This window comes from Chordicoccus furentiruminis, assembly GCF_019355395.1.
Lineage (GTDB): Bacteria > Bacillota > Clostridia > Lachnospirales > Lachnospiraceae > Chordicoccus > Chordicoccus furentiruminis.
Window position 1 is genome coordinate 1629112 of record NZ_CP048829.1, and the last position, 12030, is coordinate 1641141.

The 12030-nt window shown below is 50.4% G+C and carries 9 protein-coding genes and 3 pseudogenes; 9 read left to right on the forward strand and 3 right to left on the reverse strand.

Going from position 1 to position 12030, the window contains the following annotated elements:
- Positions 1 to 44: 44 nt before the first annotated feature.
- From G4C92_RS07695 to tet(40), 9 genes and pseudogenes are all read left to right on the forward strand, one after another.
- Positions 45 to 1196: pseudogene (locus G4C92_RS07695) on the forward strand (VirD4-like conjugal transfer protein, CD1115 family); the annotation flags it as partial.
- Positions 1197 to 1313: 117 nt separating this feature from the next.
- Positions 1314 to 1598 (forward strand): hypothetical protein, encoded by a 285-nt coding sequence (locus tag G4C92_RS07700; RefSeq protein WP_274941948.1) that lies wholly within the window; start codon positions 1314 to 1316, stop codon positions 1596 to 1598.
- A 333-nt stretch (positions 1599 to 1931) separates the two neighbouring features.
- Positions 1932 to 3344 carry an ISL3 family transposase gene (locus G4C92_RS07710; RefSeq protein WP_408611719.1) on the forward strand — a complete coding sequence of 471 codons (1413 nt, stop codon included), beginning with the start codon at positions 1932 to 1934 and terminating at the stop codon, positions 3342 to 3344.
- 93 nt (positions 3345 to 3437) lie between these two features.
- On the forward strand, positions 3438 to 4163 hold the full coding sequence (locus G4C92_RS07715; RefSeq protein WP_274941949.1) for a MerR family transcriptional regulator: 726 nt from the start codon (positions 3438 to 3440) through the stop codon (positions 4161 to 4163).
- Between the two features lie 241 nt (positions 4164 to 4404).
- Positions 4405 to 4545 carry a Maff2 family mobile element protein gene (locus tag G4C92_RS07720; protein ID WP_013976943.1) on the forward strand — a complete coding sequence of 47 codons (141 nt, stop codon included), beginning with the start codon at positions 4405 to 4407 and terminating at the stop codon, positions 4543 to 4545.
- A gap of 640 nt (positions 4546 to 5185) precedes the next feature.
- The gene (gene tet(W), locus G4C92_RS07725; protein WP_002586627.1) at positions 5186 to 7105 is read left to right on the forward strand and encodes a tetracycline resistance ribosomal protection protein Tet(W); all 1920 of its coding nucleotides are present in this window, start codon (positions 5186 to 5188) and stop codon (positions 7103 to 7105) included.
- Between the two features lie 50 nt (positions 7106 to 7155).
- Positions 7156 to 7485, forward strand: a pseudogene (locus G4C92_RS07730) (class I SAM-dependent methyltransferase); the annotation flags it as partial.
- A gap of 41 nt (positions 7486 to 7526) precedes the next feature.
- Complete coding sequence (locus G4C92_RS07735) at positions 7527 to 8003, forward strand: DDE-type integrase/transposase/recombinase (RefSeq protein WP_274941980.1); 477 nt, start codon at positions 7527 to 7529, stop codon at positions 8001 to 8003.
- Positions 8004 to 8095: 92 nt separating this feature from the next.
- The gene (gene tet(40), locus G4C92_RS07740; protein ID WP_274939296.1) at positions 8096 to 9316 is read left to right on the forward strand and encodes a tetracycline efflux MFS transporter Tet(40); all 1221 of its coding nucleotides are present in this window, start codon (positions 8096 to 8098) and stop codon (positions 9314 to 9316) included.
- 142 nt (positions 9317 to 9458) lie between these two features.
- Here tet(40) and G4C92_RS07745 read toward each other — a convergent pair whose 3' ends face one another.
- From G4C92_RS07745 to G4C92_RS07755, 3 genes and pseudogenes are all read right to left on the reverse strand, one after another.
- Positions 9459 to 9599, reverse strand: coding sequence for a Maff2 family mobile element protein (locus G4C92_RS07745; protein WP_173877606.1), 141 nt, complete (start codon positions 9597 to 9599; stop codon positions 9459 to 9461).
- A gap of 212 nt (positions 9600 to 9811) precedes the next feature.
- Positions 9812 to 10639 (reverse strand): annotated as a pseudogene (locus G4C92_RS07750) (VirD4-like conjugal transfer protein, CD1115 family); the annotation flags it as partial.
- Between the two features lie 146 nt (positions 10640 to 10785).
- The gene (locus G4C92_RS07755; RefSeq protein WP_274939297.1) at positions 10786 to 12012 is read right to left on the reverse strand and encodes an IS110 family RNA-guided transposase; all 1227 of its coding nucleotides are present in this window, start codon (positions 12010 to 12012) and stop codon (positions 10786 to 10788) included.
- Between the last annotated feature and the right edge of the window lie 18 nt (positions 12013 to 12030).

Below are 12030 nucleotides of genomic sequence, written 5' to 3' on the forward strand. Positions count from 1 at the left end.
GGGAAAACCCGGAGACAATTTCAAAGGGTTACCTATCACTATCCTTCGCCTATGTGCACAGCGAGAAGGATATCCTGAAGCTGGTCACGACACTCATGGCAAACACGAAAGGCGAGGGAAAGGGGAGCGATCCGTTTTGGGATAAGGCGGAAACCCTGCTGTACTGTGCCCTGATCGGCTACATCCACTATGAAGCTCCGGTCGAGGAGCAGAACTTTGCTACCTTGATCGAGTTTATCAACGCTATGGAGGTCCGCGAGGATGACGAAGAGTACCAGAATCCGGTGGATCTCATGTTTGAGGCACTGAAGAAAAAGAACCCGGATCACTTTGCCGTCCGGCAATATGCCAAGTTCAAACTGGCTGCCGGCAAGACCCTCAAAAGTATCTTGGTGAGTGCCGGTGCGAGGCTTGCTCCCTTTGATATCCAGGAGGTCCGGGAGATCACAATGTACGATGAGCTGGAGCTGGATACCCTGGGCGACCAGAAGACAGCGTTGTTTTTGATGATGTCGGATACGGACGGATCTTTCAACTTCCTGATCAGCATGATCTACACGCAGCTCTTTAACCTGCTCTGTGAAAAGGCGGATGATGTGTACGGAGGCAGGCTTCCGGTCCACGTCCGGTGCCTGATCGATGAGGCAGCCAATATCGGCCAGATCCCCAATCTGGAGAAGCTGGTCGCGACGATCCGAAGCCGTGAGATCAGCGCCTGCCTGGTGCTTCAGGCCAAGTCGCAGCTGAAAGCCATCTACAAGGATAACGCCGATACCATCATCGGCAACATGGATTCGCAGGTCTTCCTCGGCGGTTCCGAACCAACGACCCTGAAAGATCTTTCGGAAGCTCTGGGCAAGGAAACGATCGATACCTTCAATACCTCGGACACACGAGGCAATAGTCCCAGCTACGGAACGAACTATCAGAAGCTCGGCAAGGAACTGATGACCAGAGATGAGATCGCGGTCCTGGACGGCAACAAATGCATACTGCAGCTGCGCGGCGTCAGGCCGTTCCTGTCGGATAAATATGATCTGACCCAGCACCCGAACTACAAATATACGGCTGACTTTGATAAGCGTTACACCTTTGATATCGAGAAGTTCCTCAATCACCGGATGAAGCTAAAGACGAACGATGAGTATGAAGTAGTGGAGGTAGATGAGGAAGCTGAAGAAACGGCAGAACCGTAGGCAGACGATTAATAGGCGGCTCATAGCGGCCGCTCTTACATACCGGCGACATCCTTGCGTGCCGCCGGTATATAGGTAAGAATGAAAGTAAAGAACCCGGAAAGGATGGGATGAAATATGTTTATACTCAGAATCTTACTCAAGACGGCACTGCTTCCCGTAGTGCTGATCCTGTTATTCGTAAAGGTCATTGTGAAGGTTGGAATGCAGCTCTCTTCCATTATTCTCGGCGGTCTGATCCTCTTTGTAGCCGGCTGCCTAATTTATACGATCACAAAACAGGCCTGGAGTCAGACCTTCCTTCTGGCCTTGATCGAAGCCGGTATCATGGGCATTACGATCGGGACCGCCGTCATCGAGAGCCTGATCGATGCAGCATTGATGGGAATTGCAGGCATTTGAAGCCTCTATTGAATTAACTTTTGCATATTTTTCGGGTCAATCACTTTTCTTATGGGATAGGTGGTATCCCAGGTAATTTCAGGTAGCACCTGGCTGTACCAGTGTCAAGGTCATCCGGCCATTTATCCCTCCCGCCCAAAGGGCGTGAGCATAAAAGGCCTTCTTCCCCTGACACTGCTCCATCCAGGAGCGGCAGGGTAATCAAGGGGCGTAAGGACGCCCCGGCCCTTAAACCGGGCCAAAAACAGTTGCATAGAAAAAGGACCATCGTCTATAGTTGAGACTGTATTTCCTGGCAGAAGTGTACAAACTCAACAAGGCGGTGGCCCGTACATGAATTATACACATACTGAGTCCGATGGACAACTGGCATTCTCTGAAAACAGATATACTTTTTTAAGCATCCCCTCCCGGCTGGAAGGCTTTAATAATTCTGACACAAGCGTACACCGGGCAGCTTCCGGCCGCGAAGTGTTGTGCTTTAACGGCAAGCTCGATCTGGCGGATGCTGACCGCAGATGTCCAAAGTGTGGAAGCCGTATGCACATCAACGGTCACCGGGATCTTACGCTCCGGCATCTTTGCTTTGGCGGAAGCCTCAGTGCGATCCATTTTGACCGCGTGCAGCTCATCTGCAAATGCGGACATTCCCATATGCAGTCTGTTCCGTTCAAAGCAGACGGCCATCAGATATCTGTGGAACTGTACCAGTATACCAGGGATCTGTTGGCACTTGGCACTTACACGCTCAAGCAGGTAGCTGAGATCACCGGGCTCGGAAAGAACACGGTCAAAGCCTTAGACCTTAAGCGCCTGAAGGAGCTCTATACCATCGACGGCACGAAACTGATCAGACCGGAGCAGCCGGCAAAAATGCTTGCCATTGATGAGTTCAAGCTCCACAACGGCCACCGCTATGCCACCCACATCATAGATCTTGATACCGGCCATATCCTCTGGATCTCCCATGGGAAGAAAAAGCAGGTGGTCTATGACTTCATCGACCATGTCGGCCTGGAATGGATGGACTCTGTCGAGGCCGTCGCCTGCGACATGAACTCCGATTTCCAGGAGGCTTTTGAGGAAAAATGCCCCTGGATACAGCCGGTGTTCGATTACTTCCACATCGTAAAGAACTTCAACGACAAGGTGGTCAGTGAAGTCCGCAAGGACGAGCAGCGCCGCCTGTATGAGGAAGGCCTTATGGAGGAGGCAAGGGCTTTAAAAAAGACCCGTTACATCCTGATGTCAAGTCGATCAACGCTTCAGGCGAAAGATGCGCAAGCCAGGACAGGTGAGCCGATCAGCCGGTCCGGTTCCATCTTTCCCAAGGAAGAGTACGTCCGGAAAGAGGGTTATGAAGCAAGATATGACGAACTTCTCAGTCAGAACAAGCTTCTGTTCACGCTTGATCTGATTAAGGAGCGTCTGTCTCTTTCCTACACCCGCACTGATGAAGCCCGTATGGCGGATGACATCACCTGGATCATGGATACCTGCAGTGCATCCGGAAACAGTCATCTTCAGTGGTTCGGAAGACTCCTTGGAAACCACTTTGAGGGCATCATAGCCCATGCAACTTATAAAATCTCCTCTGGCAAGATGGAGGGCATCAACAACAAGATCAAAGTCTTACGGCGACAGGCCTACGGACTTCCGGATGACGATTATTTCTTCCTCAGGCTGTTTGACGCCAGCAGGAAGGGTTATATTCGCAACCCCTTATCCCATAAGATTTGTGATTGAAGCTATTTTTCAAAAAATCTCTTGGAAAGTATTGACCCCTACGTTACGTCATGGTTTATAGTGACCTTACCAAAGGCGAGGGAGTGATGAACTATGATGACTGTTAACGAAGTAAGCAAGCTGACAGGCGTGAGTATACGCACCCTGCAGTATTACGACAAGATCGGGCTGCTTCATCCGGCAAAATATACAGAGGCAGGCTACCGGCTGTATGACGATGCGGCACTGGAGACCCTGCAGCAGATCCTTCTCTTCAGAGAACTGGAATTCCCTCTGAAGGATATTAAGGAGATCATCAGCAGTCCGGATTTTGACAGGAGCAAGGCCCTGGAGCAGCAGATCGAGCTTCTGAAGCTTAAGAAGGAACACATCGAGAACCTGATCGATCTTGCCGTTGGAATAAAAGCGATAGGGGTGAAACCATTGACATTTGATGCATTTGATACAAGAAAAATAGACGAGTATGCCGCGCAGGCGAAAGCCTCCTGGGGCACAACGCCGGCCTATAAGGAATATGAAGAGAAATCCAAAGGCCGTACAAAGGAAGACAACATGAAGATCCACCAGGGACTGATTGATATTTTCGGAGAATTCGGACAGATCCGGAATACAGATCCCGCATCGGAGGAAGCGCAGGCGATGGTAAAGAAACTGCAGGATTATATCACAGAGCATATGTATACCTGCACGAAGGAGATCCTCAGCGGCCTTGGAATGATGTATGGAGGCGGAGGCGATTTCACATCAAATATCGATAAGATGGGCGGCGAAGGCACGGCTGAATTTGCCTCCCGGGCAATTGAGATTTATTGCAGATAAGCAGTCCGCCAGATACGTCTGCCAAAATGACAACTGAATAATGCCATTACATAGAACGGTCCTGAAGCCATAAACTTCGGGGCCGTTTTGTGTTGCCTGAAAACGGGACGATCCCTTACCTCAAGGCCGATCGCGGCAAGAAAAAACAAAAGAAGGAGCATCCGAAGTGACCGGTCACGCTCAGGCAGAGACTTTATTCACCGCCCTTTAAGGGCAGATTTCTTATAAGGAGGCCTCACGTATGGCATTTTTCAACAGTGCAGTCCAGGTACTGCAGACTCTCGTCGTGGCCCTCGGAGCCGGTCTCGGTATCTGGGGCGCAATCAACCTGATGGAAGGTTACGGCAACGACAACCCCGGCGCCAATGCTCATGTACGGTAAGGAAGCAAGCAACCGAAAACAAGAGATAGACCGCCAGCACTACACTATTCCGAACCAAAGACCAAAAGATAAGCATTGTGGGAAAATCTAAACTTTTGGATTTTCCTACAATGCCAACTACGGCGGAATCCCTCCCACTCCTTATATCTTTCTGTATACATTGAATTTGTATTTAGTAAAATGCAGACAACACCACGGATCGGCTTTTGGTTGGACAATTCCAACCAAACACCACAGCAGACAGCAGAAAACATTCTGAACGCTAGGAAGCCGGTATGATTGTTACATATAAGGGGAAGAAAAATTTCTTTTAGGTACTTGCTTTCCTAAAACTGATGTGATACAATGATTTAATCCAGAAAAGGAGTAAAAAATATGCGGCAAGGTATTCTTAAATAAAACTATAATCAAATAGTGGGAACAAAGGATTATGATAGCTCCTTTTGTAGGGGCTTAGTTTTTTGTACCCAATTTAAGAATACTTTTGCCTTATCAATTTTGACATATCCCCAAAAACAGCAATCACAAACAGGTGTATGCTGTATATGTGTATGTCCGCAACTTATAATCCCCAGTGGTAAAAGTATTTTACTGCTGGGGATTTTTATGCCCTTTGGGGCTGTAAAGGGAGGACAATCACATGAAAATAATCAATATTGGAATTCTTGCCCATGTAGACGCTGGAAAGACGACCTTGACGGAGAGCCTGCTATATGCCAGCGGAGCCATTTCAGAACCGGGGAGCGTCGAAAAAGGGACAACGAGGACGGACACCATGTTTTTGGAGCGGCAGCGTGGGATTACCATTCAAGCGGCAGTCACTTCCTTCCAGTGGCACAGATGTAAAGTTAACATTGTGGATACGCCCGGCCACATGGATTTTTTGGCGGAGGTGTACCGCTCTTTGGCTGTTTTAGATGGGGCCATCTTGGTGATCTCCGCTAAAGATGGCGTGCAGGCCCAGACCCGTATTCTGTTCCATGCCCTGCGGAAAATGAACATTCCCACCGTTATCTTTATCAACAAGATCGACCAGGCTGGCGTTGATTTGCAGAGCGTGGTTCAGTCTGTTCGGGATAAGCTCTCCGCCGATATTATCATCAAGCAGACGGTGTCGCTGTCCCCGGAAATAGTCCTGGAGGAAAATACCGACATAGAAGCATGGGATGCGGTCATCGAAAATAACGATGAATTATTGGAAAAGTATATCGCAGGAGAACCAATCAGCCGGGAAAAACTTGCGCGGGAGGAACAGCAGCGGGTTCAAGACGCCTCCCTGTTCCCAGTCTATCATGGCAGCGCCAAAAATGGCCTTGGCATTCAACCGTTGATGGATGCGGTGACAGGGCTGTTCCAACCGATTGGGGAACAGGGGGGCGCCGCCCTATGCGGCAGCGTTTTCAAGGTTGAGTACACCGATTGCGGCCAGCGGCGTGTCTATCTACGGTTATACAGCGGAACGCTGCGCCTGCGGGATACGGTGGCCCTGGCCGGGAGAGAAAAGCTGAAAATCACAGAGATGCGTATTCCATCCAAAGGGGAAATTGTTCGGACAGACACCGCTTATCAGGGTGAAATTGTTATCCTTCCCAGCGACAGCGTGAGGTTAAACGATGTATTAGGGGACCAAACCCGGCTCCCTCGTAAAAGGTGGCGCGAGGACCCCCTCCCCATGCTGCGGACGACGATTGCGCCGAAAACGGCAGCGCAAAGAGAACGGCTGCTGGACGCTCTTACGCAACTTGCGGATACTGACCCGCTTTTGCGTTGCGAAGTGGATTCCATCACCCATGAGATCATTCTTTCTTTTTTGGGCCGGGTGCAGTTGGAGGTTGTTTCCGCTTTGCTGTCGGAAAAATACAAGCTTGAAACAGTGGTAAAGGAACCCTCCGTCATTTATATGGAGCGGCCGCTCAAAGCAGCCAGCCACACCATCCATATCGAGGTGCCGCCCAACCCGTTTTGGGCATCCATAGGACTGTCTGTTACACCACTCTCGCTTGGCTCCGGTGTACAATACGAGAGCCGGGTTTCGCTGGGATACTTGAACCAGAGTTTTCAAAACGCTGTCAGGGATGGTATCCGTTACGGGCTGGAGCAGGGCTTGTTCGGCTGGAACGTAACGGACTGTAAGATTTGCTTTGAATACGGGCTTTATTACAGTCCGGTCAGCACGCCGGCGGACTTCCGCTCATTGGCCCCGATTGTATTGGAACAGGCATTGAAGGAATCGGGGACGCAGCTGCTGGAACCTTATCTCTCCTTCATCCTCTATGCGCCCCAGGAATACCTTTCCAGGGCTTATCATGATGCACCGAAATACTGTGCCACCATCGAAACGGCCCAGGTAAAAAAGGATGAAGTTGTCTTTACTGGCGAGATTCCCGCCCGCTGTATACAGGCATACCGTACTGATCTGGCCTTTTACACCAACGGGCGGAGCGTATGCCTTACAGAGCTGAAAGGATATCAGGCCGCTGTCGGTCAGCCGGTCATCCAGCCCCGCCGTCCAAACAGCCGCCTGGACAAGGTGCGCCATATGTTTCAGAAGGTAATGTAAAGATACATAATCGTCAAGACGGCAACAATCAGAAGTTATGGAGGGTAACAATGGAATATAGTAAGGAAGATTTAATGGAAGCAAAAAAGCAAATTTGGGGAGTGGGAGAGAACATGGGAACAGAGGAAAGTAAAAAAATCTGGGAGGAGAACGCACAATTTTGGGATAATGCAATGGGTGACGAATCTAATGAATTTCACAGAGAGGTAGTGCGTCCCAAAGTAACGGAACTTCTATCTCCTAATCCTGCGGATTACATTTTGGATATTGCGTGTGGCAATGGAAATTATTCTTCGTATCTTGCACAAAGAGGCGCTTCGGTTGTCGCTTTTGATTACAGCAAAAAAATGATAGAATTGGCTAAAAGACGGCAATCACAATAGATCAGCCATATCAGAAGCTGCTTACCGATATATCTCAAATATCATGCCGTGATGGTAAATTATATATATCGCCGATAATGGATTGCTTCAATGGAGAGATAATTTCTCTGGTAATGCGAAGCAATATGCGCAAGGAACTGTGTATTGATACATTCAATGCCGCGGCTAAAAGGTTTCCGCTAAACGGAGCAATTCTGCATAGTGATCGAGGAAGCCAGTACACAAGCGAAGCATTTCGCGAGAAGCTCAGTAACGCGGGTGTTCTTCAGAGTCTCAGCGGTGTAAATCACTGTTTTGATAACGCCAGAATGGAAAGCTTCTTTGCAACCCTTAAAAAGGAACTCCTGTATAGGATTCCAACATACAAGATGAAGATGGATGAAGTTAAAGCAATCATCTTCAGGTATGTCTTTGTCTACTACAATCGGATAAGGATATACACTTCAAATCCGGATGGCCTTCCGCCGGCAGCTTACAGAAGACATCTGGAACAACCGTTAGCTGAAGCTGCATAATTTTGTGGGTTTAAACACTGCACAAATATTGACAATTCCACGGGCTTGTTTCACAAAACAACCCACTGATTCGTAAAGGAGAATGTAACTTCATGTTTGCTAAAAATTCAAAGGCATATTCTGTCTACCTGCTGTTCCGATTTGTCTGTTCCCTGGCGGTTTCTATGTCCACAGTGCTTTCCATCGTGTACCACCTGGAGGTGGTGCAGCTGGATGCTTTCCAGCTTGTCCTGGTAGGGACGGTTCTGGAGACCTCCTGCTTTCTGTTCGAGATACCCACCGGTGTGGTGGCGGATTTGTATAGCCGTCGGCGCTCGGTGCTGATTGGAATGTTCCTCTACGGCCTGGGCTTTCTGATGGAGGGTGCGCTACCGTGGTTCGCGCCGGTTCTGCTGGCCCAGGTTGTCTGGGGTTGCGGTGATACCTTCATCACCGGCGCTCTGGAGGCGTGGATTGCCTCGGAGGAAGAGGACAAACCCATAGACAAGGTGTTCCTGCGGGGCAGTCAAATGGGGCAAATCGGCGGCGTTCTGGGCGTGGTGCTGGGCACACTGCTGGGAAACATAAACCTGCAAATGCCTGTCATCTTGGGGGGCAGTTTGTGCTTGTTGTTGGGGCTGGTGATGGTTCGCATCATGCCAGAAACCAACTTCTCCCCTGCTATTGAGGAACGGCAGGGCTTGCTTAAAGACTTTGTCTGCCTGTTCAAGCTCAACCTGGGCTTTGTGAAAGGCGCACCTGTGTTGCTGGCGCTCTTAGCAATCACACTATGCGGGGGACTTGCCAGTGAAGGCTTTGACCGGCTCTCCACCGCTCATTTTCTGGATGACACGGTAATACCCGTTATCGGGCCGCTGAACAGCGTCACTTGGTTCGGTGTTATCAGTCTTATCGGCAGAGGCTTAGGTATTCTGGCTTCTCAGTTGCTCATCGCCCGCATGGAGAAAAAAGGGACTGTCAGCCGAACCAGTGTGGTCATGTCCACCAGCGCCGGGTATATCCTGTTCCTGGTTCTCTTCGCGGTGGGGCGGAGCTTTTGGTTCATGTTGTTGGTGTTCCTGCTGGCGGGGCTTATGCGCACCATCAAGGAGCCTGTGCTGGCCGCCTGGATGAACGACCATGTGGATGAGAAAATGCGCGCCACAGTCTTTTCCACCAGCGGACAGCTGGACTCTTTCGGGCAGATCATCGGCGGGCCTATTGTGGGGCTGGTAGCCCAGCAGGTGTCCATACCCTGGGGGCTGGTCTGTACCGCTTTCCTGCTGTTGCCCGCGCTGTTCTTAGTGCCGGTGGCGGGAAAGAAGCGGGATTGATATGGCATAGTTAAGTTTACTGACGAGCGGGAGATTACTTCCGCTCGTCTTCATTTAGTAGCGCAAAATTTGAGGACTCTTTATTTCCTTATTCGGTATAGCGGAGGCGGCTGTCAATTCGACATAATTTTCTTGTGATACTTTACCGTACATGAGCATTTGCACCAGGGTTGTCGTTTCCGTAACCTTCCAGCAGGTTGATAACGCCCCATACGCCAAGACCAGCACCAAGGGCAATCACGAGGGTCTGCAACACATTGATCGCTTCATTGAAAAATTCCATAAATAATTGTTAGCCGGAATCGTTTTGATAAAGTTTTAGTCGTTCATAGGCATACAAAAGCCGGACAATCCGCCGCCCGGTTTCCGGGGGGTGATTCCGGCTGTCCTCCTTTTTTCATTGTTTTTTGGTGACTGTCCGCCTTGTACGCCAATGGCCCCAAAAGGGCAGTTGCGGCGAATAGATAAGACCACTCCTTTCATAGCGGAACAGATTTAAGCGCCCTGAGTATCTACTTCGTACACGTCGCAGACCTCATTGGGCTTGAGTTTCAGCCGGGTGGACAGGAACGCTTCAATGTCAAAAGTGTTCTTGTCGCTTGCGTCGGCTGTGTATTTGAAATTGGGGTGCTTGGTGATGTCGTACTTATCCGAAAGGAAAGGACGCACACCGCGCAGCTGGAGGATGCACTTGCCGCCGTCCATAACGGCAAGTTCGTCCTGACTCATCAGCTCTTTCCCCAATTTTTGATAGTTGAACGAGTGGGAAGTTTCCCGCCCACGGCTCTCTCCGGTGTTGTAGGTGTCAATGGTTTCCTTGCCCAGCACGGCGGCCAACTCCTTGAGGGTAGTCGGCTCCTTGCCGCCCAGGAAAATGGAGGTATCCATATTGCCGATGATGGTATCGGCGTTGTCCTTGTAGATGGCTTTCAGCTGGCTTTGCGCCTGCAAGACCAGACAGGCGGAGATCTCACGGCTTCGGATGGTGGCCACCAGCTTTTCCAGTTTGGGAATCTGGCCGATGTTGGCGCACTCGTCGATAAGGCAGCGCACATGGACCGGCAGCCGCCCGCCGTACACATCGTCGGCTTTTTCGCAGAGCAGATTGAACAGCTGGGTGTAGCACATAGAAATCAGAAAGTTAAAGGAATCGTCCGTATCGCTCATAATGAGGAACAGGGCAGTTTTCCGATCTCCCAGAGTGTCCAGCTCCAGCTCATCGTAGGAAGTGACCTCCCGAAGCTCGGCAATATCGAACACGGCAAGGCGCGCACCGCAGGAAATCAGGATTGATTTTGCAGTTTTGCCAGCCGCCAGCTTTGACGAGTTTTCCTCTCTGTTGCTGCAGGAGCCTGCTAATAAAAAGTCAAGCAGTAAATAAAGAAAATCGTGGAGGGTGAAAATGGGCATAAGAAACCTGGCCGTATTCATTCAGACGGCCTCAGATCTGCACTATGGATAGCATTAACTCAGTCCTCTGAATCAGAGGCAGGAAGATTACGGATGCACTCCTTTACTTTACCGTAGTAGACGCGGAGGAACTTGTTCGCACCAGCGGTCATATATACGAGATATGGTTTCCCCTCGGCTTTCTTCTTGAACAGGAACCGGCTGACCGGATCGTCATCGCGGGGACCGAGCTGGAGCATCGCCTCCATGACCTGGAACAATGATTTCCGAAGGCGTGCAGAGCCGCATTTCGATGCGTGACCACTCTTGTGAACGACCTCACCGGAATCGTTTTTTCCGGGATCCACGCCGGCGTAAGCCGTCAATGCTTCCCGATGGTTGAATCGGCTGATGTCTCCGATCTCGGCCATGATCTGCGGGCCGAGGCTCGGACCTACGCCATACATGGAACGGACGGTCTGATACTCCGGGAGCGAGGATGCGAGTTCATCCATCTTCCGGCGGAGTTCTTCGACATGCTTTGACATAAGGTTCAGCTGTGCGATGCTGTCCCTGATCATCTCTTTGTAGACCGGATCCTTTGGAACAGTCGGAACCAGCTCCTTTGCCTGAGCGTAAAGCTTTTCCGGACGGGCAGGCTGGTAATCATAGCCGTGATGTTTACAGAAGCTTTGGTAACGTTCCGCGAACACCTTCGGGCCGGAATCCAGGACACAGTCCACATGCCAGAAGGAATCGGCATAGTCGACCCATTTCTCGCTCCCATCAGGGCGCACAGGGCTTGTAAAGAGCTTATTTACGCCAGGATAGGTCATGTCAAGAAGGGCGATCAGGTTGGTCTTGGCAGCCGTTTTCTGCTTCATGAAGAAGGCAAACTGTGAATTGAGGGTTTTCAGTTCTGTACGCGCAGTGTCCATGACTGAATACTCATGCAGGGACGCCCAGTTGTCAAGGGTGTAGCGGGCAATCTTTTTAGCATCGGCGGGATCGGTCTTGACCTTGCGGAGCGTGTTGTTTCCGTAGTTTCGGATCAGGTGTGGATTTACCGTTGAGACAAAGAGACCTGCTTTTGACAGAGCATTACGGATCGGCTCGTGATAACGCCCTGTACTCTCCATTACGACTCTCGTTTCACCATTGAGTGAGCCGAGATAGCGGGCGAGATCACGAAGATCTGAGGACTTGTGGGACACGTCAAAAGGCTTATGAATCACGACACCGCCTGGCTGCAGGACAGCGACCGTGCTTCTGCCTTTTGATACATCGATACCTACTGCGTTCAACATAACTGATACCTCCAGATT

Coding starts and splice junctions, on each gene's coding strand:
- G4C92_RS07700 (WP_274941948.1), top strand. CDS start 1,314: ATGTTTATACTCAGAATCTTACTCAAGACGGCACTGCTTCCCGTAGTG.
- G4C92_RS07710 (WP_408611719.1), top strand. CDS start 1,932: ATGAATTATACACATACTGAGTCCGATGGACAACTGGCATTCTCTGAA.
- G4C92_RS07715 (WP_274941949.1), top strand. CDS start 3,438: ATGATGACTGTTAACGAAGTAAGCAAGCTGACAGGCGTGAGTATACGC.
- G4C92_RS07720 (WP_013976943.1), top strand. CDS start 4,405: ATGGCATTTTTCAACAGTGCAGTCCAGGTACTGCAGACTCTCGTCGTG.
- G4C92_RS07745 (WP_173877606.1), bottom strand. CDS start 9,599: ATGGAATTTTTCAATGAAGCGATCAATGTGTTGCAGACCCTCGTGATT.
- G4C92_RS07755 (WP_274939297.1), bottom strand. CDS start 12,012: ATGTTGAACGCAGTAGGTATCGATGTATCAAAAGGCAGAAGCACGGTC.